20 protein-coding genes and 1 pseudogene are annotated in these 25,785 nt (G+C 66.9%); 12 read left to right on the top strand and 9 right to left on the bottom strand.

From position 1 onward, the window contains the following. Positions 1-52: 52 nt before the first annotated feature. On the top strand, positions 53-376 hold the full coding sequence (locus AB0B25_RS23415) for a hypothetical protein (protein ID WP_357183146.1): 324 nt from the start codon (positions 53-55) through the stop codon (positions 374-376). A gap of 59 nt (positions 377-435) precedes the next feature. On the opposite strand, the gene AB0B25_RS23410 is transcribed toward AB0B25_RS23415, so the two are convergent. After that, positions 436-1,224 (bottom strand): SOS response-associated peptidase, encoded by a 789-nt coding sequence (locus AB0B25_RS23410; RefSeq protein ID WP_357183144.1) that lies wholly within the window; start codon positions 1,222-1,224, stop codon positions 436-438. A 204-nt stretch (positions 1,225-1,428) separates the two neighbouring features. On the opposite strand from AB0B25_RS23410, the gene AB0B25_RS23405 reads away from it, so the two are divergent. From AB0B25_RS23405 to rsgA, 3 genes are all read left to right on the top strand, one after another. After that, positions 1,429-2,901, top strand: a complete 1,473-nt coding sequence (locus AB0B25_RS23405; protein WP_357183197.1) for an aldehyde dehydrogenase family protein — start codon at positions 1,429-1,431, stop codon at positions 2,899-2,901. A 227-nt stretch (positions 2,902-3,128) separates the two neighbouring features. After that, complete coding sequence (aroA, locus tag AB0B25_RS23400; protein ID WP_357183141.1) at positions 3,129-4,439, top strand: 3-phosphoshikimate 1-carboxyvinyltransferase; 1,311 nt, start codon at positions 3,129-3,131, stop codon at positions 4,437-4,439. Beyond that, positions 4,436-5,440 (top strand): ribosome small subunit-dependent GTPase A, encoded by a 1,005-nt coding sequence (rsgA, locus tag AB0B25_RS23395; RefSeq protein WP_357183195.1) that lies wholly within the window; start codon positions 4,436-4,438, stop codon positions 5,438-5,440. The genes aroA and rsgA overlap by 4 nt, the downstream gene beginning before the upstream one ends. Before the next feature lie 43 nt (positions 5,441-5,483). Here the strand turns inward: rsgA and AB0B25_RS23390 are convergent, their stop codons facing one another. Beyond that, entirely contained in the window at positions 5,484-5,861 is a 378-nt protein-coding gene (locus AB0B25_RS23390; protein WP_357183139.1) for a nuclear transport factor 2 family protein, read from the bottom strand. Positions 5,862-6,410: 549 nt separating this feature from the next. On the opposite strand from AB0B25_RS23390, the gene AB0B25_RS23385 reads away from it, so the two are divergent. After that, on the top strand, positions 6,411-6,758 hold the full coding sequence (locus AB0B25_RS23385) for a DUF732 domain-containing protein (protein ID WP_357183137.1): 348 nt from the start codon (positions 6,411-6,413) through the stop codon (positions 6,756-6,758). Between the two features lie 112 nt (positions 6,759-6,870). Here AB0B25_RS23385 and secA read toward each other — a convergent pair whose 3' ends face one another. Further along, positions 6,871-9,732, bottom strand: coding sequence for a preprotein translocase subunit SecA (gene secA, locus AB0B25_RS23380; protein WP_357183135.1), 2,862 nt, complete (start codon positions 9,730-9,732; stop codon positions 6,871-6,873). 667 nt (positions 9,733-10,399) lie between these two features. Between secA and AB0B25_RS23375 the strand changes: the two genes are divergently transcribed. From AB0B25_RS23375 to AB0B25_RS23345, 7 genes are all read left to right on the top strand, one after another. Beyond that, the gene (locus tag AB0B25_RS23375; RefSeq protein WP_357183132.1) at positions 10,400-11,821 is read left to right on the top strand and encodes a wax ester/triacylglycerol synthase family O-acyltransferase; all 1,422 of its coding nucleotides are present in this window, start codon (positions 10,400-10,402) and stop codon (positions 11,819-11,821) included. 40 nt (positions 11,822-11,861) lie between these two features. Continuing rightward, the gene (locus AB0B25_RS23370; RefSeq protein WP_357183192.1) at positions 11,862-12,407 is read left to right on the top strand and encodes a hypothetical protein; all 546 of its coding nucleotides are present in this window, start codon (positions 11,862-11,864) and stop codon (positions 12,405-12,407) included. 155 nt (positions 12,408-12,562) lie between these two features. Continuing rightward, positions 12,563-13,720, top strand: a complete 1,158-nt coding sequence (locus AB0B25_RS23365) for a ferredoxin reductase (protein WP_357183129.1) — start codon at positions 12,563-12,565, stop codon at positions 13,718-13,720. A 45-nt stretch (positions 13,721-13,765) separates the two neighbouring features. Beyond that, positions 13,766-15,211, top strand: a complete 1,446-nt coding sequence (locus AB0B25_RS23360) for a fatty acid desaturase (RefSeq protein WP_357183127.1) — start codon at positions 13,766-13,768, stop codon at positions 15,209-15,211. A gap of 104 nt (positions 15,212-15,315) precedes the next feature. Beyond that, positions 15,316-16,569, top strand: coding sequence for a fatty acid desaturase (locus AB0B25_RS23355; RefSeq protein WP_357183124.1), 1,254 nt, complete (start codon positions 15,316-15,318; stop codon positions 16,567-16,569). Positions 16,570-16,645: 76 nt separating this feature from the next. Continuing rightward, complete coding sequence (gene bluB, locus AB0B25_RS23350; protein ID WP_357183121.1) at positions 16,646-17,281, top strand: 5,6-dimethylbenzimidazole synthase; 636 nt, start codon at positions 16,646-16,648, stop codon at positions 17,279-17,281. A 210-nt stretch (positions 17,282-17,491) separates the two neighbouring features. Continuing rightward, positions 17,492-17,671: a hypothetical protein gene (locus AB0B25_RS23345; RefSeq protein ID WP_357183118.1), complete on the top strand. Its 180-nt coding sequence runs from the start codon at positions 17,492-17,494 to the stop codon at positions 17,669-17,671. 868 nt (positions 17,672-18,539) lie between these two features. On the opposite strand, the gene raiA is transcribed toward AB0B25_RS23345, so the two are convergent. From raiA to AB0B25_RS23315, 6 genes and pseudogenes are all read right to left on the bottom strand, one after another. Next, the gene (gene raiA / locus AB0B25_RS23340) at positions 18,540-19,223 is read right to left on the bottom strand and encodes a ribosome-associated translation inhibitor RaiA (RefSeq protein WP_357183189.1); all 684 of its coding nucleotides are present in this window, start codon (positions 19,221-19,223) and stop codon (positions 18,540-18,542) included. 255 nt (positions 19,224-19,478) lie between these two features. Beyond that, positions 19,479-20,123, bottom strand: a complete 645-nt coding sequence (locus AB0B25_RS23335; protein WP_357183115.1) for a ComF family protein — start codon at positions 20,121-20,123, stop codon at positions 19,479-19,481. A gap of 214 nt (positions 20,124-20,337) precedes the next feature. Beyond that, positions 20,338-22,146 (bottom strand): MtrAB system accessory lipoprotein LpqB, encoded by a 1,809-nt coding sequence (gene lpqB / locus AB0B25_RS23330; protein ID WP_357183112.1) that lies wholly within the window; start codon positions 22,144-22,146, stop codon positions 20,338-20,340. A 527-nt stretch (positions 22,147-22,673) separates the two neighbouring features. After that, positions 22,674-24,266, bottom strand: a pseudogene (gene mtrB / locus AB0B25_RS23325) (MtrAB system histidine kinase MtrB); the annotation flags it as partial. A gap of 108 nt (positions 24,267-24,374) precedes the next feature. Beyond that, a complete protein-coding gene (gene mtrA / locus AB0B25_RS23320; protein ID WP_357183186.1) occupies positions 24,375-25,061 on the bottom strand; it encodes an MtrAB system response regulator MtrA in 687 nt (228 codons plus the stop codon). 69 nt (positions 25,062-25,130) lie between these two features. Then, positions 25,131-25,778, bottom strand: a complete 648-nt coding sequence (locus tag AB0B25_RS23315) for a dTMP kinase (RefSeq protein ID WP_357183109.1) — start codon at positions 25,776-25,778, stop codon at positions 25,131-25,133. Between the last annotated feature and the right edge of the window lie 7 nt (positions 25,779-25,785).

Raw genomic sequence — 25,785 nt, 5'->3', positions numbered from 1 at the left:
TCTATGCGTTACTGAACTGGCCAGATTCATCCGACTCGAAGAGGTGATGCGAATGTCCGCGCAGCAGCGTTTGCGCACCATGATCGTCGCGTTGTTCGGAGCTGTCGTCGTGGTTCTCGGTTCGGTGACATCGCTCGGCCCGCAGGCCGCCGCCACACCGAACACTCCGTCGCTCACGCAGGTCAGCGACTACCCCTTCGCCGGTGAGGGCACCCATGGCGCCCAGAACGGCGGGAGCAAGTCGAAGAAGGACGACAGCTCCGAGAAGGCCGAGAAGCTCGGCGGGAATGTCACCACCAAGGTCATCGACCTCATTACCGGGATCATCAAGTGCGGATTGAACATCGCGACCCCGAGCGTGAAGTGCAAACTGTGAGTCGCTGATCTCGAACCGGGCAGTTCGGCTGCCCGGTTCCGCGCCCGAGGCGGGGCGGATCAGAGCAGACCGATCTGCCCGGCCTCGGCGTGATCCGTCACCCGGGCAAGCAATTCCGGCCCGTTGTTGCGCACGCTGTTGACCAGCATGGACACCGGTCGCGGCACGATACCCGCGACCGCCTCGGCACCAGGAGTCGCCAATAGGCTCGCCGGAGCCGGGTGATCCGGATCCAACCAGTCGTCCCAGCGCTGTTGCGGCATGGGCAGCGGCATCCGGTCATGGATGCGGGTCAGATCGCCGATCGCATCGGTGGTCAGGATGGCGCAGGACAGCAGCGGTTCGCTCCCCGGCTGGGCACGATCACGCCACACCGACCACAGACCCGCCATGTACAGCCGCGAACCGTCCGCGTTCGCCATGTAGTACGGCTGTTTGGCGACCTTGCCCTTCGCACCCGCGGCGTTCGGCTCGACGACCCACTCGTACCAGCCGTCCATCGGCACCAGGCAGCGCCGGTATTTCACCGCGTCACGGAACGAGGGGGCGCCGGCTGCCTTATCCGCGCGGGCGTTGAACAGCGGCTTGCCCTTCGCCGGGACGCCCGGCTCGGCGGCCTTGGTCCAGCCCGGGATGAGCCCCCAGCGCATGCGTCGGATGCGCAATGTCGGCTCGTCGTCGGTGCGTCCGTGCTCGTGCCGCTCGACCACGGTAAGGATCTGGGTGGTGGGGGCGACGTTGTAGTTGGCGAAGGCGCCCTGGTCACCGGTGGTATCGGTCTCGTCGATCGCATCCAGCTCGACCGCCAGCCGGCCTGGGTCGGTGGTGGTCGCATATCGTCCGCACATATCCCGATACTCCCACCCGTTACCGACAATCTCGGGGACAATTGGTCCGTAGCCGGTGACCGTTTGAGAGTTTTGGCATAACATTCTCTCATGGGATGGGTGGTCGACTGCGCCTGTCCGTGGTGCGTGCGCAGGAATCGGCCCACAGACGGCAAGAGGAGAACCATCGTGACATTCACCGACACCACACCGACCGACCACGACATGGCGCTCACGTCGGTCGATCCGGCGACCGGCGAGGTGATCGGCAGGCACGTCGTCGCCGACGACGCTGCGGTGATCGCGGCGGTCGCCAAGGCTCGTGCGGCAGCGGCCACCTGGGGCACGCTGAGTTTCGACGCGCGGCGCGCACACCTGCTGCGCTGGTCGAGCAAGCTGGTGCAGAACTCGGAGACGTTCTGCGCGCTGATCCACGCCGAGAACGGCAAGCCGCTCGACGACGCCTATCTGGAGCTGACGCTCGCGCTCGAGCACATCGCCTGGGCGGCCAAGAATGCCAAAAAGGCGCTGGCCACCAAGACCGTCTTTCCCGGCGCGCTGATGTCGAACTTCGCCGCTCGCATCGAACAACGCCCGCTCGGTGTCATCGGCGTGATCGGACCGTGGAACTATCCCGTCTACACGCCGAACGGCTCGATCGCCTACGCGCTGGCCGCGGGCAACACCGTGGTGTTCAAGCCGAGCGAATTCGCCACGGGCATCGGCAATTTCCTCGCCGACGCGTTCGCCGAGGCCAACCCGGAGTTGCCGGAGGGCGTGTTCGGCACGATCAACGGTTACGGCCCCACCGGCGCGGCGCTGGTGCACTCGGACGTCGACAAGATCGCCTTCACCGGCTCCACCGCCACCGGGAAACGGATCATGGCCGCCGCGGCGGAGAATCTCACCCCTGTCCTGCTGGAGTGCGGCGGCAAGGACGCGGTGATCGTCGCGGCCGATGCCGACATCAAGGCCGCTGCCGACGCGGTCGCCTGGGGCGCCACCGCCAACAGCGGACAGACCTGTGCGGGCGTGGAGCGTGTGTACGTCGATCGCTCGGTACGCGAGGAGTTCGTCGCCGAGGTCACCCGCATCCTCAGCGACATCCGGCCCGGCTCCGACGACAAGGCCGCTTACGGCCCGATGACCATGCCGAGCCAGGTCGACGTCGTGCGCCGCCACATCGCGGACGCACTGCGGAACGGGGGTACCGCCGTGCTCGGCGGACCCGAGTCGGTCAAAGCTCCGTTCATCGAGCCGGTCGTGCTCGTGGACGTGGATGAGAACGCCGAGGCGGTGCGCGAGGAGACGTTCGGCCCCACGGTCACCATCTGCACCGTGAACAGCGCGGACGAAGCCGTCGAATTGGCCAACAACGCCAAGTACGGCCTGTCCTCGGCGGTGTACTCGAAGAAGAACGGCCTGGCCATCGCGCGCAGGCTGCGCACCGGCGCCACCTCGGTGAATTCGGTACTCGCCTTCGCCGCCATTCCCGGTCTGCCCTTCGGCGGCGTCGGAGACTCCGGCATCGGCCGCATCCACGGCGAGCACGGCCTGCGGGAATTCGTCCGCCCGCACTCGATCGCCCGACAGCGCTTCGCCATCCCCGGCCTGGCACTGCTGAGCTACTCGCGCACCGCCTTCACCATGAAGCTGCTGCGTAAGCTGGTGCCGTTGCTGCACGGACGGCACAAGTAACGACTAGTCGCACACCGAGTTCGCATGCTCGACAGCGCTCGAATCCCGTCCCAGCTGCCGACCCCGAGTGGTACACCGAATCCCCCCGCCGAGCCCACCCGCCGAGCACGAGTCGGCCGCCCGATGTCATCCGCGACGCCACTGCTGCGACGTTGTCGAACAGTCGATCCCATCCACAAACACCTCCGCTGCCAAACAACACATCCGCTGCCGAACCACCACAACCGATGGGCGATGATGGACGAGTGACTTTCTGGCCAGCGCCCCATGTCGATGTCCCTGTGCACGCGACCGTGACCCTGCCCGGATCCAAATCGATCACGAACCGAGCCTTGATCCTGGCGACTCTCGCCGACGGTCCGTCGACGATCTCCGGTGCGCTGCGTAGCCGGGACACGAACCTCATGATCGCCGCGTTGCGTACCCTGGGCGCACGTATCGAGGATGACGGCGACACGGTGACCGTCACTCCGGCCGTGTTGGGCGGCGGTACGGTCGATTGCGGCCTCGCGGGCACAGTGATGCGCTTCCTCCCGCCGGTCGCGACGTTGGCGTCGGGCGATGTGGCATTCGACGGTGACGAGCAGGCCAGGGTCCGCCCGCTGCGCACCATCCTGCAAGCGTTGCGCAGCCTCGGCGCAAACATCGACGGCGACGCGCTGCCGTTCACCGTGCACGGCACCGGCGCGCTACGCGGCGGCACGGTGACGATCGATGCGTCGGGGTCGTCGCAATTCGTCTCGGGTCTGTTGCTTTCGGCCGCCCGTTTCGAGGAGGGCCTGGTCGTGCATCACGACGGGAAGCCGCTGCCGTCGATGCCGCACATCGAGATGACCGTGGAGATGCTGCGCCGCGCGGACGTGCAGGTGCAGGCGCCCGTGGACAGCCGCAAGGCGCAGACCTGGATCGTGCAGCACGGACCGATCCGAGCGGTGGATTGGGAGGTCGAGCCGGACCTGTCCAACGCCACCCCGTTCCTCGCCGCGGCCGCGGTCACCGGCGGCGTGGTCAGCATTCCACATTGGCCGCGCCTGACCACCCAGCCCGGGGACGTGATCCGCGAGATTCTGGTGCGGATGGGCGCCGAGGCGCGGTTCTCCGACAGTTTGCTGACCGTGCGCGGCCCCGATCGTCTGGCGGGCATCGATATCGATCTGCACGACGTGGGCGAATTGACCCCGACCGTCGCCGCGCTGGCCGCGCTGGCCGACTCCCCGTCTCAGTTGCGTGGTATCGGGCATCTGCGCGGGCATGAGACGGACCGGCTGGCCGCACTGTCCACCGAGATCAACCGCCTCGGCGGCATGGTCACCGAGACCGAGGACGGATTGGAGATCGTGCCCGCCGAGCTGCACCGTGGCACCTGGCACTCCTACGCCGATCACCGGATGGCGACGGCGGGCGCGATTCTCGGCCTTCGGGTTCCCGGGGTCGAGATCGAGGACATCGGGACCACCGCGAAGACCTTGCCGAACTTTGTCGCGCTGTGGGAGCGGATGCTCGATCCCACGTCATCCGATGCGGGGGCGGCGCACTGAGCCGGGCAGGACGCGCGACTGCCAGCTACGACGAATCCGACGTCCGGGTCCGGCCCGGTCGGAGTTCACGCCCGCGCACCAAGACCCGGCCGCGGCACAACGATGCCGAAGCCGCGATGGTGGTCTCGGTCGATCGGGGGCGCTGGGGGTGTGTGCTCGGCGGCGATCCGGCTCGGCGGATCGTGGCGATGCGGGCCAGGGAACTCGGACGCACCCCGATCGTGGTAGGCGACCAGGTCGACGTGGTCGGCGACCGGTCCGGGAAACCGGACACTCTCGCGCGCATCGTGCGAGTCGCCGACCGGAAAACGGTGTTGCGCCGCACCGCCGATGACACCGACCCGTTCGAACGGATCGTGGTCGGCAATGCCGAGCAGCTGTTCATCGTGGTCGCCTTGGCCGACCCGCCGCCGCGCACCGGATTCGTCGAGCGTGCGATGGTCGCGGCGTATGCCGGTGGGCTTCGGCCGATCCTGTGCCTGACCAAACACGACTTGGCCGCCGACTCCGAGTTCGCTTCGTCCTTCGACGATCTGGATCTCACCATCATCTACGGCGGCGTCGACGACCCGGTGGGGCCGGTCCTCGAACTACTCGACGGCAGGCTCACCGCCCTCATCGGACACTCCGGTGTCGGCAAGTCGACGTTGGTGAATCGCCTTGTGCCGGAGGCGGCTCGGGCGGTCGGCGCGGTGTCCGGCGTCGGCAAGGGCAAACACACGTCCACCCAGTCGGTGGCGCTCCCCCTCCCCGACGGCGGCTGGGTGATCGACACCCCGGGCGTCCGCTCGTTCGGCCTGGCCCACATCACCCCAGACGATGTCATCGCTGCCTTCGACGACCTCGCCGCCGCCATCGACGATTGTCCCCGTGGTTGCACCCATCTCGGCCCGCCTGCCGATCCCGAATGCGCCCTCGATCACCTCCCCGGCAAGGAGCGCCGGGTGGCCGCCATCCGGATATTGTTGACCGCCCTCAACTCCAACGACAGTTGGTCGTAGCGCAGCCGAATCCCGCGAGCGCGCATCGGACGACGATGGCGCCCTAGCGTCCGTTGGGCTGTCGCGGCGAGAACGGCCACTCCTCGAACCAGGCGCAGCGCCCGTCGCCGTCGAATCGCAGTACCCACAGATCGCGCCAGCGCGACGGCTCGTCCTTCGCGTACTCGACCTCGACACGGACCACCGCGTTCGGCCAGTCCACGGCCACCACCTCGGTCTCCATCGTGAACGGTTCGTCCGGCCCGTCCCGGCCGCCCGCCCAGAATTCGGCCAGCGAGGCGAGCCCGATCAGTGGCTCGGCCCACGGCGAAATCAGATATCCGGCATCAGCGGTGAAGAGATCAGCGAGCCTTTCGGTACCCGGCGCCCGCCAAGCCCGTTCGTATCCGGCAACCCATGCTTCGACAGCCGCGCGGTCCACGCCAGGCAAACTACCTCCGTTCCTCGTGTCGTACCCGCATTCAGCGAACCGCCGAGTGTCGCCCGATCCCGGCCAGCCCCTTGGGCACTCGGCCGGACCGGACTTCTCCCCCGGCTTCGCGGAACGCCGTCTCCTGCGCGACGGCAGCACGGGTCGGCGAACCGGCAACTCACATACCGGTTCTCCGTCGATTCGGGCCGGCGGGTCGCCCGGCGAACCATGGCGCACCGTTGGGGTGGCCCCCGGTTTCGACGCGCGGCGATGGACTGCGCACAAGCCGATCGCGGCGAGTCCAAACCCGAGGCAGGTCGATGCCCGAAGGATTCGACGGAAGGTCCGCGGAATTCGCTACCGCGCAGTGTTTTCCGCTAGCGTCCATACGCTGCAACCAGGGGTTATGCAACTGCGCTCTGCGCGCTCGCAGAACAGGGGGTCCGGAGACATGACCCGGTCCAGGTCTCGATATCGACAGCGACGGGCGCCGCGAGCTACCGCCGCCGCAGGCCAGTAACCAGCTCATTCAACCCGATTCCCAACCCGGAAGGACTCATGCGCAATCTCGTCATCGCCAGCGTCTTCTGCACCGCCCTGATCTTCGGCGGCGCGCGCACCGCGATCGCCGCGCCGAACCCCAGTTCGGCCAGTGGCGCTTCCAGCCCGGCGCGCAGCAGCGCCGACCGGCAGTTCCTGCGCGAAAGCTACTACGAGGACGCCAGTTACAGCATGCAGAACGCCGTCATCGAACTGGCTCGAACCGAGTGCGACTACCTGAACAAGCACGGCAACACCGCCGGCAATCGGATCTATCTGGCCGACGAGACCGGCAAATTCGTCGACTACCCATTCTTGTTCCTGGGTGCGGCGGTCGAAGCGTATTGCCCGTGGAATCGATTCTGAATCGAGCTCCCAGCAATGCCGTGATCGACAAACCACTGGCTCATGATCCGCCCACAGTGACAGCGCAGGCGCCCAGGGAATCCCCGGGCGCCTGCTCGCTCAGCCGATGACCTCAGTGCCGACGACGAGTCTTCGGCGCACGCGTGCCTTTCGCCTCCGACCGGGCTGCCTCGCGGCGCTCGCGACGGGTGGGCTGGGTGGTGTCGGCGCCGTATTCCTCGGCGTCGCTGTGCACCTCGGCGCGGCCGCCCTCGTTGGGGCCCGAGTAACTGAAGCCGCGAGCTCCGGCCTGGTCGATGCCCTTGGCGCGCAACGCGGCTGGGGCGCCGTGGCCATTGGCGACCCGAACCTCTTCGGTGGGCAGCGGGCGCGGCGCGGTCATGGCGCCGACGGGCGAACGCAGGCCGGGGTCGACCGCGACGCCTTCCGGCTGCGGCTGCTGCACTTCGACCTGGAGGTTGAACAGGAAGCCGACGGACTCCTCCTTCAGGCCGTCGAGCATCGCGGTGAACATGTCGAAGCCCTCCCGCTGATACTCGACCAGCGGGTCACGCTGCGCCATGGCGCGCAGGCCGATCCCTTCCTTCAGGTAGTCCATCTCATAGAGGTGCTCGCGCCATTTGCGGTCGAGTACCGACAGCAGCACTTGCCGTTCGAGGTTGCGCATGCTGCCCGCACCCGCGAGGCCGTCGATCTCGGATTCACGGCGCTCGTAGGCGTCGTGCGCGTCATCCAGCAGCGCCTCGAGCAGTTCCTCGCGAGACAGTTCGCCCGCTTCCCCGATCTCGGTTTCGCCGGTCAGATCCTGGTAGGCGATACCCACCGGGTACAGCGTCTTGAGCGCCGTCCACAGCTTGTCCAGGTCCCAATCCTCGACATAGCCCTCGGCGGTGGCACCATCCACATAAGCGGTGATCACATCCGTGATCATGCTTTGGACCTGGCCCTCCATGTCCTCGCCGCGCAGGATCCGCTCGCGCTCCGCGTAGATGACGGTGCGCTGCTGATTCATCACCTCGTCGTACTTGAGCACGTTCTTGCGGATCTCGAAGTTCTGCTGCTCGACCTGGGTCTGCGCGCTCTTGATGGCCTTGGAGACCATCTTCGCCTCGATCGGCACGTCGTCGGGCAGGTTCAGCCGGGTCATGATCGCTTCCAACGCGGCACCGTTGAAGCGACGCATCAACTCGTCACCCAGCGACAGGTAGAAACGAGACTCGCCGGGGTCGCCCTGACGACCGGAGCGGCCGCGCAACTGGTTGTCGATACGGCGCGACTCATGGCGCTCGGTGCCCAGCACATACAGGCCACCCGCGTCGCGAACCGCCTCCGCGTCCTCGGCGGTTTGCGCCTTGACCTGCTCCAGGGTCGGCAGCCACGCCCGCTCGTACTCCTCGGGCGTCTCGACCGGGTCGAGCCCCTGCTTGCGCAGCAGGACGTCGGTGACGATGTCCGGGTTGCCGCCGAGCACGATGTCGGTACCGCGACCGGCCATGTTCGTCGCGACGGTCACCGCGCCCGGACGTCCGGCCTCGGCGATGATCTCGGCTTCCTTCTCGTGGAACTTCGCGTTCAGCACGTTGTGCGGGATGCCGCGCTTGGTGAACTGTTTGGACAGGTACTCCGAGCGCTCGACGCTGGTGGTACCGATCAGCACCGGCTGGCCGTTCTCGTGCCGCTCGGTGACGTCGTCCACCACGGCGGCGAACTTGGCCTCTTCGGTCTTGTAGATCAGGTCGGACTGGTCGGCGCGGACCATCGGCCTGTTCGTCGGGATCGGGACAACGCCGAGGTGGTAGATCTGATGCAACTCGGCGGCCTCGGTCTCGGCGGTACCGGTCATGCCGGACAGCTTGTCGTAGAGGCGGAAGTAGTTCTGCAGCGTGATCGTGGCGAGAGTCTGGTTCTCCGCCTGGATCTCGACCTCCTCCTTGGCCTCGATCGCCTGGTGCATGCCCTCGTTGTAGCGGCGTCCGACCAGGATGCGGCCGGTGAACTCGTCGACGATGATCACTTCGCCGTCACGGACGATGTAGTCCTTGTCGCGGGTGTAGAGTTCCTTGGCCTTGATGGCGTTGTTCAGATAGCTCACCAGCGGTGAGTTGGCAGCCTCGTACAGGTTGTCGATGCCGAGCTGATCCTCGACGAACTCGACGCCTGCCTCGTGCACGCCGATGGTGCGCTTCTTGATGTCGACCTCGTAGTGCAGGTCCTTCTTCAGCAGCGGGGCGATACGCGCGAACTCGGCGTACCACTTGGAGGAAGCGTCGGCCGGACCCGAGATGATCAGCGGGGTGCGCGCCTCGTCGATCAGGATGGAGTCGACCTCGTCGACGATGGCGAAATTGTGTCCGCGCTGCACCAGGTCTTCCAGCGAGTGGGTCATGTTGTCGCGCAGGTAGTCGAAGCCGAACTCGTTGTTCGTGCCATAGGTGATATCGGCGTTGTAGGCCACCCGCCGTTGGGCGGGGGTCATGCCGGACAAGATCACGCCCACCTCGAGACCCAGGAAGCGGTGCACCCGGCCCATCCACTCGGAGTCGCGCTTGGCCAGGTAATCGTTGGTGGTGACCACGTGCACGCCGTCGCCGCTGATCGCGTTGAGGTAGGCGGGGAGCACCGAGGTCAGGGTCTTGCCCTCACCGGTCTTCATCTCGGCGATGTTGCCGGTGTGCAGTGCCGCGCCACCCATCATCTGAACCTTGTAATGCTTCTGGTTCAGCACGCGCCAGGACGCCTCGCGCGCCACCGCGAACGCCTCGGCCATGAGCTGGCCGAGCGGGTCGGCTTCGCCGTCCTCGACCATGTCGGCGTAGCGCTCGCGGAACTCGTCGGTCTTGCCGCGCAGCTCGGCGTCGGTGAGATCCTCGTATTCCGACTCGAGGTCGAGGACTTGCTCGGCGAAGTTCGACAGTCGCTTGACCATGCGACCCTCACCAATCCGTAGCAACCTCGTCAGTGTCAGCGCAGGCACGGGTCTCGTCAGTCCTCTGGTCGGTGTGTCAGTCGTCTCGTCGGCCCCCCGGGCCGGTGTGCGGGCCCACACGGTCGCATGGAATCCGCTGCACGCTTCATGGTAATGCGGCACCCATGGTAGGCGCCGACGAGCAGCGACGTGCCGCCTCACCCAGGTCGTCCCGCCCCTGACGGGCACGCCCGCTCGCACGGTACGCGCCGGGCGCGGGTGGTGTCCGTCCGCAGGCCGCGCTATCGGGGGGAGGCCGGCCACCTGCACACGGCACCGACGAGTCCACGCGCACAGCGAATTCCCCGCGAATCCATTGCGGTGGAACCCGTTTCCGCGTTCGTCCGCGTGAGGACGAACGTTGGTCGCGCGCTGTGCACGTCCCACGACATCGATCGGGACTGAACGCACGGACACAGTGGCGGTGGACCGGCGAGGTCCTCGGATTCGGCGCGGTGGCCGACACGCGGAGCGAGCGAACAATCGTCCACAGTGCATCCTGCTTCCCGCTGTGATCGAATCGGGTTCCCGAGCTCGAACGGAAGTGCGTGGCACGCACCACCTGAGCCAGGGGAGCGCCACCGATTTCACCGGATATGCCACAACGGGCGAGGCAACCGCTGATGCGGCACCACAATGGGTGGGGACGGCATCGGGAAAAGGAGTACCGGGCAGCGTGATCACGAGACTGACGCCGCAAGACGCGGAGTTCTACCGGCTCGAGTCGAGCAGCAATCCGATCCATATCGGCTCCCTCGCGATCGTCCGCTGCACCGACGCGGGCGACGGCGCCGGCCCACCGATCCTGAACTACGACCGGCTGGTCGACCTGGTCGAGAGCAGGCTCCCGCTGGTACCGAGGTACCGGCGCAGGGTGCGGGAGATCCCGCTGTCGCTCGGGCGGCCGGTCTGGGTCGAGGACAGCCGATTCGACATCACTTACCACATCCGGAGCTCGGCACTCCCCGATCCCGGTACCGACGAACAGCTGCACGATCTGGTCGCTCGACTCGCCTCGTATCCACTGGATCAGAGCAGGCCGTTATGGGAGATGCATCTGATCGAGGGCCTGTCCGAGGGCCGCTGCGCGATCTTCACCAAGTCGCATTCAGCGCTGGTCGACGGGGATACCGCGCTGGAGATCGGCCATGTGATCCTCGACACCGGGCCCTCACCACGTGAACTGGCCGACGACGCTTGGATCGCGCCCCGTGAACCCAGCGATGTCGAACTGCTGGTCGGTGCGCTGGCTCATCTCGCCGCGCAGCCACGCAAGGCGTGGGAGGTGGCGCGCGACGCGAGCGCCGGCGCATTCGCGGTGATCGGCACGGCGGGGCGCGCGGTCGACTCGGTGGTCTCGGCGGTGCGGACAGTGGCAACCGGCGCGCCGGACAGTCCGCTCAACACCCGCACCTCCCGCAACCGGCGCTTCGATGTGGTGCGGACCGATCTGGAGGATTACCGCACGATCCGCGGGCGCTTCAACTGCTCGATCAACGACGCGATCCTCGCCGTGGTCACCGGCGCGCTGCGGAACTGGCTACTCTCGCGCGGCGAGGCGCTCACCGAGTCGACCACGCTGCGGGCAGTCGTGCCGATGTCGGTGTATGTCGAAGGAAGCGACGGGGACCAGCTGAAACCCGAGGCCGAGGTGTCGTCGTTCCTGATCGATCTTCCGGTCGGCGAGCCGAATCCCGTCATGCGGTTGTCGCACATCGCCCACGCCACCGAATTCAACGGCAGACAGCGGCGCGGCATCCGCGCGCGCACCCTCGTTCATCTGGCCGGGTTCGCTCCAGCCAGCCTGCATGCGATGAGCGTGCGCGCGGCGAGTACGTTCGCAGAGCACACGTTCAACTTGGTGATCACCAACGCGCCGGGTCCGCAGACGCCGATGTTCATCGGCGGCGCGCGGATGCTGGAGATGTACCCGGTGTCGCCACTGCTGCGCAATCAGGCGTCGAGTATCGGGATCACGTCCTACGACGGACGCGTCTTCTACGGACTCAACGCCGACCGCGACGCGATGGCCGACATCGACGTGCTCGCCGCGGCGGTGCGCGATTCCATGGAGGAGATGCTCGGTGCCTGCGTCTGACGACACGAAACTACGGGTCTACATCCCGGCGACGGTGCCGATGCTGCGCGAACTGGTCACGAACCGGGAGCTGGCCGCCGTCAGCGGTACCGCGTTCGCGGTCACGCCCGCGCTGCGTGAGGCGTACGCCGCCGGTGACGACGAGGAACTCGGTGAAGTGGCCATGGCCGAAGCCGCCCTCGCCTCGCTACGCCTGCTCGCCGCCGAGCGCGAGCAGATCACGGAGTCCGAAGCCGAAACAGAACCAACAGCGCCGACAGCATCGGCTGATGACGACGCGCCGTTCTCGTCCGGCAACCCGGTCTACCGGCGGGCGGTGATCGCCGCCGATGTGAACGGCACGAAACTGCGCCCCGACCTCGACGACGCTGTCGTGCGACTCGCAGGTCCGATCAGCTACCAGCAGATCGCCTCGGTGCACGTCGACCTGGCCGACGCGGAGCCGGCCGTGGCCAAGGCGGTCGACGTGATCGATGCGGCCGATCTCGGCGATATCGACGCCGAGTTCGTGCTCGGCGATGCCGAAGACCATCAGCTGGCCTGGTACGCCGCGCAGGAGCTGCCCTTCCTGCTCGATCTGCTCTGAATCGCGAGCGGGCGAGCCCGTTCGGCGTCCGGCGCGGGTTCGCCGAGGCTTGCTCGCCGCGTCAACCTACGATGCCGTAACCTTGCTGCCGAGGCGGTGTCCGATCGGTCCGACGGTGGCCGACGCATCCCACGACGAGGAGACGAACGGCAGCGATGGGTTCGAGAAAAGCGGCATTCTCGGTGCGGGGCGTCCGTGAGTGGCTCGAGGCGCCTGCCGCGAGTGTCGCTGAACGCGGCGGCAGGCTGAACGTGCTGCGCGGCGCCGTCGCCAGAATGACCACCCCGCTGCTGCCGGACGACTATCTGCACCTGGCCAACCCGCTGTGGTCGGCGCGGGAACTGCGTGGGCGCATCGTCGAGGTGCGCAAGGAAACCACCGACTCCGCGACCCTGGTGATCAAACCGGGCTGGGGGTTCGACTTCAAATACCAACCCGGTCAGTACATCGGCATCGGGATCCTGATCGACGGCCGCTGGCACTGGCGCTCGTACTCGTTGACCTGCCCGCCGAACTGGTCCGCACCGGGACACGGCGGCAAGCGACTGATTTCGATCGCAGTGAAGGCGATGCCGGAAGGGTTCCTGTCCAGCCACCTGGTCAGCGGCGTTCCGGTCGGCACCGTGGTCCGGCTCGCGGCGCCACAGGGCGGATTCGTGCTGCCCTACCCGCCGCCGGAGCGGGTTTTGTTCCTTACCGCGGGCAGCGGCATCACCCCGGTGATGTCGATGCTGCGCGCCATGGACCGTCGCGAACTGGTCACCGATGTGGTGCATCTGCACTCCGCACGCACCGCCGACGACGTGATGTTCGCTGCGGAGTTGCGCGCACTGCACGATCGGAATCCGAGTTTCCGCTCACACCTGCACCTGACCGGCCAGCACGGCAAGTTCGCGCTCGCGGACCTCGACACGACGTTCCCGGACTGGCGGGAGCGGCAGACCTGGGCGTGCGGGCCCGCCGCCATGCTGGACGAGATCGAAAAGCACTGGCGCGACACGGACCTGTCCGACCGTCTGCACGTCGAGCGGTTCGAGATCGAACGCTCGGCGGTCGGCGAGGGCGGCACGGTCACCTTCGGCAAGACCGGACGCACCACCGCGGTGGACGGCGCGACCAGCCTGCTGGAGGCGGGCGAGTCCGTCGGTGTCCAGATGCCGTTCGGCTGCCGCATGGGCATCTGCCAAACCTGTGTCGTCACGTTGCGTTCCGGCCACGTCCGCGATCTGCGCAACGGCGACGAGCACCGCGAGGGCGACAAGGTGCAGACCTGCATCTCGGCGGCCGCCGGCGACTGCACCCTGGACGTGTAGTCCGGCGGGTACCCTCGATCTAAATCGAGTAGTGAAAGGACCCCGGTGGCCATCACCGATATCAAGGCGTTCGCCCACCTCACGGCGGGCGACATCGACACCCTGGGGCAGGAGCTGGATTCGATCCGCCGCTCGATCGAGTTGTCCCGCGGCGAGCGCGACGCGAAGTACATCCGACGCACGATCGCCGCGCAGCGTGGCCTGGAGGTGGCCGGACGCGTCGTGTTGTTCGGCAGCCGCAACCGCTGGGCCTGGCTGACCGGCACCGCGCTGCTCTCGGTCGCCAAGATCATCGAGAACATGGAACTCGGGCACAATGTCAGCCACGGGCAGTGGGACTGGATGAACGACCCGGAGATCCACTCCAGCACCTGGGAATGGGACATGACCGGTCCCTCGTCGCAGTGGCGCCGCGCACACAACTACTCCCATCACACCTACACCAACGTCCTCGGCAAGGACGAGGACCTCGGCTTCGGCATTCTGCGCATGACCCGCGACGAACCGTGGCGGCCGATCCACCTGGTGCAACCCCTGGCGAACCTGCTGCTGGCCGCGACCTTCGAGTGGGGCATCGCGCTACATGACTGGAGCATCGAGAAAGATCTGGCGGGCGTCCCGCGCCGACAGCTCATGTCGCAGCCGAACCGGGAATTCGGCCGCAAGATCTCCCGGCAGCTGGCCAAGGACTTCCTAATCTACCCCGCGCTCACCGGACCGGCCTTCAAGCAGACCCTGAAGGCGAACGCGACGGCCAACCTGGTGCGCAACCTGTGGACATACGCGGTGATCTTCTGTGGCCATTTCCCGGACGGCGCGGAGAAGTTCACCATCGAACAGCTCGAGAACGAAACCAGCGGCGAATGGTACCTGCGTCAGATGCTGGGCAGCGCCAATTTCAAGGCCGGTCCCGCGATGGCGTTCATGAGTGGCAATCTCTGCTACCAGATCGAGCACCACCTGTTCCCCGACCTGCCCAGCAACCGATATCCGGAGATCGCGGTACGGGTACGCGAGCTGTGCGACAAGTACGACCTGCCCTACACCACCGGTTCGCTGGGCAAGCAGTATCTGCTCGCCTTCCGCACCATCCACAAACTCGCACTGCCGGACCGGCTGCTGAAGGCGACCGCCGACAATGCCCCCGAGACCTCCTCGGAACGCAAATTCGTCGGCATCACGCTGCCGTCACTCGGCGATCTACCGCTGCCAGCCGCGGAGTCCACGCATTGGTTGCGCATCGACCCGGAGACCGGCAAGCGTCGCGGTCTGCGTTCGGCGCTGCGCGAAGCGAAGGTCGTACTCAAAGAGAAGGCACGCCAGGAGAAGGAGCTGCTGCGCGAGGCGAAAGCAGCATTGCGGGAGAAGGCCAAGCACGAGCAAGCGCTCCTGCGCGAGGCCACCCACGCACTACAGGAACGCGCCCAGGAGCAGGCGGCACTGCATCGGAAAGCCGTGCGGGACAAGTCTTTTCGATTCAGCCGCAGATGAATTCGACAGACGGCGTACCATCCGAACCGTAATGCATCCCTTGGCCTGATTGTGACTATTTCCACACAACCTACGGTCTCGTAACTTACGGTAGAGTAACCGGTATGGCGATCTCGGATGTCAAGGAATACGCGCACCTGACCGAGGCCGATGTGGAAGCACTCGGCGCGGAGTTCGACGCGATCCGACGGGAAATCGAAGCTTCGCGCGGCGAGCGCGACGCGAAGTACATCCGCCGTGTCATCCGGCTCCAACGCGCACTGGAGATCAGCGGCCGCGCGATGCTGTTCGCGAGCGCCGCGCGCCCCGCGTGGCTGGCCGGCGTCGCCCTGCTCAGCACCTCCAAGATCATCGAGAACATGGAGATCGGGCACAACGTCATGCACGGCCAGTGGGACTGGATGAACGATCCGGAGATCCACTCCAGCTCCTGGGAATGGGACAATACGGGCCCGTCCAAGCACTGGAAGCACACGCACAACTACCTGCACCACAAGTACACCAATGTGCTCGGCATGGACGACGACATCGGTTACGGCCTGCTGCGGGTGACCCGCGATCAGCGGTGGAAGCCGTTCAACCTGGGCAACCCGGTCTACAACCTGCTGCTGCAGCTGTTCTTCGAGTACGGCGTGGCTATCCAACACCTGGAGTTGGGCAAGCTTGCCGCGGGCCGGTACAAGCCGGGTACCCCGGAGCGCGCTGAGTTCGAGCGCAAGCGCGGCGAGGCATTCACCAAGATCGGCAAGCAGATCGTCAAGGACTATGTGGTCTTCCCCGCGCTCACCGGTCCGGCGTTCTTCTCCACCCTGACCGCCAACCTGGCCGCCAACGCGGTCCGCAACGTGTGGACCAACGCGGTGATCTTCTGCGGACACTTCCCCGATGGCGCGGAGAAGTTCACCAAGGCCGACATCGACGGCGAGACGCAGGGCCAGTGGTACCTGCGCCAGATGCTGGGCAGCGCCAACATCTCCGGCGGACCGGTCATGCACTTCATGACCGGCAACCTGAGTCACCAGATCGAGCACCACCTGTTCCCCGACCTGCCGAGCAACCGATACGCCGACATCGCGGTGCGGGTGCGCGAGCTGGCCGACAAGTACGACCTGCCCTACACCACCGGCTCGCTCCCGGTGCAGTACTTCAAGGCCTGGCGAACCATTCTCAAATTGTCGCTGCCGAACAAATACCTGCGTGCCACCGTCGACGACGCCCCCGAGACCGCCTCCGAGCGCAAGTTCGGCGGCAACGCGGCGGCCACCATCGACCCGGTCACCGGCAAACGACGGGGACTGCGGACCGCGATCGCGAAGAGCCGACGCCGGTTCACGCGTCGCGCGGCCGCCCTCGGCTGACCGCACGGCGACGACTCCGCTCGGCGACCCGCACAGGTGGTACGGGTGCGCTGGCGCTGCTGGTTGACTAGGGATCGTGTGTGCTGATGATCTGAGCGTCTACGAGGCGATCCGGCTGCGTCGCGACGTGCGCGCGGAGTTCACCGGCGACATCGTGGACGATGCCACGCTGTGGCGGATTCTCGAGGCCGCGCATCAGGCGCCCAGCGTCGGAAACTCCCAGCCGTGGGACTTCGTCGTCGTCCGCGACCCGGCGACACTACGAAAGTTCGCCGACCACGTGGCGGGCAAGCGCGTCGAATTCCGGAATGCGTTGCCACCCGAGCGGGCCGCGACGTTCGACCCGATCAAGATAGAAGGCATCACCGAGAGCGGCACCGGCATCGTGGTCAGTTACGACCACGGCCGTGGTGGACCACAGATACTCGGCCGAGCGACCGTACCCGAGACCGGGATCTATTCGACCGTGCTCGCGATTGAGAACCTCTGGTTGGCCGCCACCGCCGAAGGGGTCGGCGTCGGCTGGGTGTCGTTCTACGACCCCGCGTTCCTCACCGGCCTGGTCGGCCTGCCCGAGGGCATCCGTCCGGTCGCTTGGCTGTGCGTGGGCCCGGTCCACCGATTCCAACGCAGCCCCGACCTGGAGCGCTTCGGTTGGCGCACCAGACGACCGCTGACCGATGCCGTGCACCGAGAGACGTATCACGGTTGACGATCCGTCGAGCGCTCACTACCGCGAACTCCGCGTGCTCGCCGCTCCGTCGAGTCCTGCGGTGCGGATTTCACCCGGGCCGCGCCGACACCGGTGCGTCTATTCCCCCGACAGAGTGGATCATTCATGGTTCAAATGCTGGGCAAGTGGGTACGACCAAAGGCGAAACTGCTTCGTACGCAGTGTGCATCGCTTCAGGAGGTTTGTGCAGTGGCCAAGGTTGATGCTATTCGGCTGTCGAGCGAGCTGGGCATCGATCTGGTGCAGGCGGCGTTGCGCTTGCGTCGGGAGGGCGCGCCCGGCGAAACCGATTACGACACCTGTCTGCGGCTCATCGCCGACGAGGGGCGCAATCGTCGGCGGCGCCCGCCGGAGCAGTCGCAAGCCTAGGGGCCCGGCACACCGAATAGCGCCCGCGATACACGGCCCGGGATACCTCTGCGGTCGACCGCGACGGAGGAACAACCGCAGCGCGCCGACCGCTGGGCGATGTGCCACGCGTCGGCTTCTCGACAGTCGCATGCGATCTCCACCGGTCAGCGGTGAATACCCGCAGCAACTCATCGGCGAATCGATCTGGGACGACGGACGTCGCGCGAAGGGTACGCACGCACGGCGTGCGCACCCCGACGCGATCAAGGCATGGCAGGCGATATCGACGGCCCTGCATTGTCCTTTCGACAAGCTCGAGCCCACTAAGCTTACTCTCGAGTAGGTTTAGTGGGCTCGCTCGCCGACGGTGGATACCGTCCAGCGGCAATCCGTCAGGGTGGACACCCGCCACCTCGTCGACGAACCGGTCCGGGCCGATCAGCGGGACAAACCGCATCGCGGCGATCGTCGTCGGTTCGAGTGTGGTGGCGATCTTCGTACTCCGGCGCATCGCGCGGCGGCCATCCGGTCCCCACTCCCACGTTGGGCGACACCGACTTTCGGGGCGATATCGCTCGGCGCGGCGACCCTGGCGGTACCGCCGATCGCGCGGTGATGAACACGCGCGGGATGCGGTCGCTCCGGCCGGTGCTGCCATCGCCTGGCCCTGCCGTGGCGCTTTTCACCGTAGCCCCGCGGGGCGCCCAGGCGGTGCGGCGCACACCACAGCATCGGGCCATCCTCGCGGCTCTCCCGGACATGGACTCGGATCAGCGGCGGCGGCTCGCGACGCGCCGATAGCCAAGGGCGCGAAAGCTTTCGGACAAAGTTCTCCGGGCACCCGACCGTTGAGCCGAGTACCCGGAGCAACGAGGGAAAGGCCAGGTCAGGCGAGCCGGATCAGGCCGTAGTCGAAGGCATGGCGCCGATAGACGACCGACGGCCGGTCGGTCTCCTTGTCCTGGAAGAGGAAGAAGTCGTGCCCGACGAGTTCCATCTGATAGAGGGCGTCGTCAACGGACATCGGGGTCGCCGAGTGCGCCTTCGTGCGCACGATATGACCAGGGCCGACGGCGTAATCCGGGATCTCGCCCGCTTCGTCGACGCGGCGGCTATCGCCCTCGGGATGATCATGTGCGGCGCTCGACCCGCTCGGCCGCTCGAACAAGGAGTCGTCCACCAGATCGGCCGTGGCCTGGGCGACGGAGACGGGGGTCTTGTCCCCGTAGTGCACCCGGCGCCGATCCTTGGTGCGGCGCAGTCTGCTCTCCAGCTTCGCGGTCACCGACTCGAAAGCGGCATAGAAGCTGTCCGCGCAGGCCTCGGCCCGAACGACGGGCCCCTTACCGCGCGCGGTGATTTCGACGCGCTGGCAACTCTTGCGCTGACGACGATTGCGTTCGTGGAACAGCTCCACGTCGAAGAGAAAGATCGACGGATCGAAGCGTTCGAGGCGGGAGAGTTTTTCCGCGACGTAGATTCGAAAATGGTCGGGCACCTCGACGTTGCGGCCTTTCACCACGACATCGGCGCGGGTCGCCCGTTGACTGTCTGTTGCGGATTGCTCTATCTCGTCCTGGGTGCCGGTATCCAGCACCGAAGGAGCAGATTCTTTCACTGAAGTTCGTGAAGAAGTCGTCACGCGTACCTCCCGGATATGGCCGCACACACCAATGGACATGCGGCGGGATTGAGCTGTGCCGATCGACAATTGCTCGGCACAAGTTGTCCGAGGCGCCACCTCCAAACTCCCGGTTCGGGTGTGTGCTCGCGACGCTAGTACGACTACGGGCCAACCGCCAGTGTTCACGTAAATTTTCCCCAGTCAAGCAGCACAAGTGACCATGACACCCTGTGCCGGTATGCCGATTCGCGCCAGCGCGCGAACCGATTCGCGGACCGTCGCACCGGTTGTCAGGACATCGTCGACCACCACCACCTCGACGTTTGCCGGCATAGTCCAGTCCGTCCCGAAACCTGGCACCGTCATGACCCGACCGCGCAGATTGTGCACCCGCTCATCCGGCGTCAAGCCCACCGAATCACGGACACCCCGCCACACGCGCAACACTGGCACCACCCGGCTCCCCGGCAGTCGCCTCGCGGCGACGCGCGATGTCCGCAGCACCGGATCTCCGCCCCGACGTCGTGCCGCCGCGGTTCTGCTCGGCGCGGGCACCAGCACCAGCGACCGGTCGACCGACCGCAGTCGCGCCAGTCCGCCCGCCAGCGCCACTCCCAGCGGTTCGGCCAGATCCCGCCGCCCCCGCTCCTTGGCCGCAAGCACCGCGCGCCTGGCCGGCCCACGATAAGGACCGAGCGCCCAGCACGGCACGCCCGGATCCATGCGCGGCCGCACCCGCACCGGAGGCACGTCCAACGCGGCGTCGCAGTCGGCACACCACCCTGTTCCAGACAGACCGCACCCGCCACACTCCGTCGGCAGAATCAGCTCCAGCAGCATCCCCATCGCCCGAGTCTGCACCGGCGCACCGACAACTTCACCGGGCTATGGCCGCGGGCTTACCTGCCGCGGAACGGATTACGACAGAAACCGCGGTGGTCGCTGCCTGCCGAACCGTCACGGCAACTGACCGGTCATCCACCCACGCGCGATCGACTCGATGCTCGCAGCGGCCGGGGACCGCCTTCGGCACGTCGGTGCGGGGACGCGGCGCGCGATGTCAGCCGGGCAGCACCGGGACGGCATTCGCGCCGAGACCGGGCACCTCGCGCCAGTACGGCTCGCCGCCATCCGGATTACTGGTCAGTTCGAGCACCGCGCGGGAGTCCACAACGTACTGGTGGTCCGGTGTCGCGCTGACCTCCCGCACCGGCGCCGTCAAGTTCCGGCTGGTCTGGGGCGCGGGCTGGGAACCATCCACTCCGACGGTGTTCACCGGGTCGACCTCGCCCTCACGGGCGATCATGATCGTGTCCAGGTTGAGCCAGCTGAGCGAGACCGCGCGGGTGCTCAGAGTGATCGCGACCTGCTGTGGCGAGGTGAGCGCGTAGCGGCCGTCCGGCCGCCGTACCACCACCGCCACATAGACCCTGCCGTCGGCGATCAGCGCCGCACGAACGCCGCTGCTGGAGATCCGCAACTCGGTGATCGGCGATCTCGGCGCAATGCCGGAGGACACCGTCGCAAGCGCCGAGATGTCGATATCCTGCACCGAGACCGTCGAGGTGGCCCGGTCGTTCACTGCCCGGATCACCCGGTCACCATCGACCACCGCCCACGCCGAACCACCGTCAGGGGCCCACGACGGTCGAGTGATGGTCGAACCCGCGGCGACCGGGAAGGCGTTGCCGCCGTAGGTGCCCACCATCAACATGCGCGGCTGCTCGGGCCGTCCGGTCTCCGCCACCGCGGCCACCAGCTGGCCGTCGTCGGACAGCGCCGCCGACTGCAGGGTGCTCACCCCGCCGAAGTACCCCGGCGCCGGCGTGATGGCGCCGTTGTCCCTGAATTGCACCAGTCCGCCACCGCGGAGCGCGTGCAACCCGATCTGGCTGCGCGACGCCGCCGGGCTGAATTGCTGGACGTCGGCGACCGTCCACCCGTTCACGGCGAACCGTTCGTCGAGCGGTTTACCGTCGGCGAGCAGGACGTAGGGTCCGAGGATGTCGGCGCCGGACAGGGTGATCACCACCTGGGCGGCCAGCAGATCACGATCGCGCGGGCTCAGCGCCGACGCGCCGGCGAAATCGATCTTGACGCCGCCGAGCCCGACCCCGACATCATCTGGGTCGCCGTTCGCCTTGGTGATCGTGCCGCGTAACGCGACCGGTGCAGCCAGCTCGTTGTGTAGTACCGGGGTGAGCGCCGGCTGCGGGCCCGCGATCAGCAGGCTGAGCAACTTCTGGGCAAGCTGCGCCTTGGGCACCGAGATCCAGCGCAGATCCGGCACCACCGTTGTTCCGCTCGGGTCGACGAAGTACAACACGTAGCGCCGGTAGGACTTGGCGAACGCGGTGGAGTCCATCACGACACCGTCCGGCAGATCGTCGATGCGCCACTCACCATCGACCTTGGTCATCTCGATCTTGTTCTCGATGATGTCGTCACTGGGACGGTACCCACCGTCCGCGGACAGCTCGCCGACCTTACGCGCACGGATCCGATAGGTCGCCTGATCGCCGGCACGAGACTCCCGCAGCGTGTCCGGCTTCTCCACGATCGCAGTGCTCGCCGCGTCGTCCCACTGGACCGAGGCCGCGGGGGTCATGTACTGGCGCGCGGCCAGATGACGATTGGCCGGATCCGCGGTGGCCTGCAAGAAGTCGCGCAGCAGTAGATCGGGATCCCGGTTGGCGATCGGTGGCGGTGGGCCCTCCATGGTGGGCTCGCGGTTGATGGTGCCCAGTGCCTGTGGCGCGGACGACTCGGGCAGGCTGGCGCATCCGGTAAGCGGCAAAACCATCGCGACGGCGACCGCGATCAGCGCGGACAGCCGCTGCGTCATCGCTGACCCGGCACGGATTCTCATGACTGTACGTCCCCGGAAGTACGCGACACCCCACCGTGGTCCGGTGCCGACCGCGGCGCTTGCGATCCATTCGCACCGGACGCGGGCGTGCTACCGAACCCGAACCCGAACCCGAACACGGATTCGGCACCGGACACCGGGCCGTCGCCGGACATGGACGCCGGACTCGGACCGGAGGCCTCGTCCGAGGGCAACTGGCCACCGGTCGGCGGATCACCGGCAGCCCAACCGTCACCGGACTCCGGCGAATCATCGGACACCGTCCGGTCACCAGCGGCGGGCCCATCACCGAACACCGGCGAACCACCGGAGACCGACTCGCCAGGTGCACGCGCACGATCAGAGCCAGGACCGTCAGCCGATCGAGGCGGACCCGGTTCGAGCGCGCCACCGGACGTGGGCGTCTCACTCGACGCAGATTCCATACCCGATTCCGACGCGGGATCGGTGGACGTCGACGCAGGAGCGCCCACGACGTCCGGTTCCACGCCGACCGGCTCGACCACGATCGGTTCCTCGGCGGGCGGCTCCGGTTCGACGAGCCGCATCGACTTGCGGGCAGGTTCCAACGGCAGCGGACTCACGCCGAGCTTCCTTCCGCGCACCAGCGGCAAGGTCAGCCGGAAACTGGCGCCTACGCCGGCCTCTCCCCACGCCTCCAGCCTGCCCTCGTGCAGATTCGCGTCCTCCACACTGATCGACAGGCCGAGGCCGGTACCGCCGGAGCGGCGCATCCGGGACGGATCCGAGCGCCAGAACCGATTGAAAACCAATTTCTCCTCGCCGGGCCGTAGACCGACACCCTGGTCGCGGACGACGACAGCGACCGCGTTCGCCAGGACATCGCCGCGCATCCTGATCAGCACCGGCTTGCCCTCGCTGTGGTCGAGCGCGTTGGCCAGCAGATTGCGCAACACCCGTTCCACCCGGCGTGGGTCCACCTCGGCGACCAGCGGATCATCCGGCAGATCGACGATCACTTCGACACCGGCGTCCTTGGCCAGGTGTCGCACGGTGGAGATCGCGGCCCGCGCACACATCCGCACGTCGAGTGATTCGACCTGGAGTTCGGCGACGCCCGCGTCGTGGCGACTGATCTCGAGCAGATCGTTGAGCAGGCCCTCGAACCGGTCCAGTTCGTTGACCAGCAGCTCGGCGCTGCGGGCCAGGGCGGGGTCGAGGTCGTCGCTGCTGCCGTGGATCAGATCGGCCGCCATGCGCACCGTGGTGAGCGGCGTGCGCAGCTCATGGCTGACATCGGAGGTGAACCGGCGCTGCAGGTTGCCGAACTCCTCCAGCTGGGTGATCTGGTTGGACAAGCTTTCGGCCATCTCGTTGAACGCCTGGGCCAGCCGTGCCATGTCGTCCTCGCCGCGCACCAGCATGCGTTCCTTGAGCCTGCCGTCCGCGAACCGACCCGCGATCCTGGCCGCGGAACGGATCGGCAGCACCACCTGTCTTGTCACGAGCGCGGTGATCGCGGCCAACAGCACCAGCAGCACGATGCCGCCGACCAGCATGGTGCCGCGCATCAGCGCCAGGCTGCGTTCCTCGTTGGACAGCGGGAAGATCAGGTAGATCTCCAGGGTGGGGATGTCTGCGCTCGGGCTGCCGATGATCAGCGCACGGCCGTGGTAGCCATCCGAGTCGGCGACCGTGGCGAACTGGTAGCTGACCTGGTTGCGCTGCACGAACCGCCGCAGCTCGTCGGGCACCTCCTGGATCGGTCCGGCGGAGATCTGCTGCTGTGGCGTGCCGCTGATGATGCTCAGCGCCGAGTCGAAACTGCCTGCGGCGCCGCTGGATTGGCCGGTGCCGCCGCGATTGGACAACGCGTTACGGGCCTCCTGCAAGCGCTGTTGCTGGGTCCCGATGTCGTGCACACCGACCAACTGGCTCTGCACCGTATTGCGCGCCCGGCTCATCTCCTCCACCGCCGCGTTGATCTTGGCGTCCAGCAGGCGGTCGGTGATCTGACTGGTCAGCACCACGCCGAGGATCGTGATGACGATCAGCGACAGGGTCAGCGTCGAGACGATAACGCGCAACTGCAGCGAGCGGCGCCAGAGGTGCCCCAACGCGCTGCCTACCGCTTGCGACCACGCAACCACAGGTACCAGCGACCCTCGAAGACGCGCGACCACGCCATCGGTGTCCGAATTCCGGCCTTCGCGGGGCCCTTCGTGGTCACGCAAGCTAGCGCCTCCGGGCCATCAACTCAGGCCGGATCACGGCGGTCCGGCCTTGTAGCCGACACCACGGACGGTCAGCACGATCTCCGGATTCTCGGGATCTTTCTCGACCTTCGCCCGCAGCCGCTGCACGTGGACGTTCACCAGACGGGTATCGGCGGCGTGCCGATATCCCCAAACCTGCTCGAGCAGGACCTCGCGGGTGAACACCTGCCGCGGCTTCCGTGCCAGCGCAACCAGCAGGTCGAACTCCAGCGGCGTCAGCGAGATCTGCGCGCCGCCGCGGCTGACCTTGTGCGCGGGCACGTCGATCACGATATCCGCAATCGACAGCAGCTCGGCGGGCTCGTCCTCGGTCCGGCGCAGACGAGCACGCACGCGGGCGACGAGTTCTTTCGGCTTGAACGGCTTGACGATGTAGTCATCGGCACCGGACTCGAGACCGAGCACGACGTCGACCGTGTCGGTCTTGGCCGTGAGCATCACGATCGGAACCCCGGAATCGGCCCGCAGCACCCGGCACACGTCGATGCCGTTCATGCCAGGCAGCATCAGGTCCAGCAACACCAGATCGGGGCGGATCTCCCGAACCGCCGCAAGGGCCTGTGTGCCGTCGCCGACCACATGCGGGTCGAACCCTTCCCCGCGCAAGACGATCGTGAGCATCTCAGCGAGTGCCATATCGTCGTCGACGACCAGAATCTTCGGCTTCATAACTACTATGTTGTCATCTCCCAGGCCAGGATCGGGCCGCCACGCCAACACTCGTGTGAACCCGCGCGTAATCCAACCTTACCGACCAACGAGTTCGGCGATCCGCGCGGACAGCTTAGCCGGATCGTCATCGGATCGGTATGTCCACCATGGTCCGTGCCAGTCGCGTGCGGCCAGCTCACGGTACACCGCACCGGTGCGGCGCTGCAGACCGCCATCGCGCTCGTAGACATCCAGCGCACGGTCGGCGTCGAGTTCGCCTCGCCTGCGGGCACGCTCGGCCGCGACCTCGGCGGGCACGTCGAGTAGCACCTGCGCCGCCGGCGCGGGCAGGGCGAACCTGTCGAACTCCAATTCCGCCACCCAGTCGATGATTTCGCCGTCGGCGGACTGTCCGAGCCGCGCGGCGGAGTAGGCGGCGTTGGACGCGACGTAGCGGTCGAGGATGACAACGTCGTTGTCGGCCAAGAGCTTCGACAGCTCGTCGTGGGCGCCCGCGCGGTCCAGCGCGAACAGGACAGCCATGCCACGGGCCGAGTCCGCGAGATCGCCATGCGCGCCGCGCAGCGCCTCGGCGGCCAGATCCGCGTGGACCGAGTGACCGTAGCGCGGGAAGGCCATCGTCGCGGCGCGCAGCCCCCGCCCGCACAGCTCGGCGGCGACCCGGTCGATCAGCGTTCGCTTGCCCGCGCCGTCCAGGCCCTCGACCGCAATCAGCACTCCCATAGCCAGG

The organism is Nocardia sp. NPDC049190, assembly GCF_040648115.1.
Classification (GTDB): domain Bacteria; phylum Actinomycetota; class Actinomycetes; order Mycobacteriales; family Mycobacteriaceae; genus Nocardia.
Note: the sequence above shows the minus strand (reverse complement) of the source record. Positions and strands in the feature narration are given on the sequence as shown.

Excerpts from the sequence above, each read along its gene's own strand:
- AB0B25_RS23365 (WP_357183129.1), top strand. The coding sequence starts at position 12,563 with ATGGGTTCGAGAAAAGCGGCATTCTCGGTGCGGGGCGTCCGTGAGTGG.
- AB0B25_RS23385 (WP_357183137.1), top strand. The coding sequence starts at position 6,411 with ATGCGCAATCTCGTCATCGCCAGCGTCTTCTGCACCGCCCTGATCTTC.
- AB0B25_RS23410 (WP_357183144.1), bottom strand. The coding sequence starts at position 1,224 with ATGTGCGGACGATATGCGACCACCACCGACCCAGGCCGGCTGGCGGTC.
- lpqB (WP_357183112.1), bottom strand. The coding sequence starts at position 22,146 with ATGAGAATCCGTGCCGGGTCAGCGATGACGCAGCGGCTGTCCGCGCTG.
- AB0B25_RS23335 (WP_357183115.1), bottom strand. The coding sequence starts at position 20,123 with ATGGGGATGCTGCTGGAGCTGATTCTGCCGACGGAGTGTGGCGGGTGC.
- AB0B25_RS23405 (WP_357183197.1), top strand. The coding sequence starts at position 1,429 with ATGGCGCTCACGTCGGTCGATCCGGCGACCGGCGAGGTGATCGGCAGG.
- AB0B25_RS23315 (WP_357183109.1), bottom strand. The coding sequence starts at position 25,778 with ATGGGAGTGCTGATTGCGGTCGAGGGCCTGGACGGCGCGGGCAAGCGA.
- aroA (WP_357183141.1), top strand. The coding sequence starts at position 3,129 with ATGGGCGATGATGGACGAGTGACTTTCTGGCCAGCGCCCCATGTCGAT.
- AB0B25_RS23370 (WP_357183192.1), top strand. The coding sequence starts at position 11,862 with ATGCTGCGCGAACTGGTCACGAACCGGGAGCTGGCCGCCGTCAGCGGT.
- AB0B25_RS23415 (WP_357183146.1), top strand. The coding sequence starts at position 53 with ATGTCCGCGCAGCAGCGTTTGCGCACCATGATCGTCGCGTTGTTCGGA.
- AB0B25_RS23355 (WP_357183124.1), top strand. The coding sequence starts at position 15,316 with ATGGCGATCTCGGATGTCAAGGAATACGCGCACCTGACCGAGGCCGAT.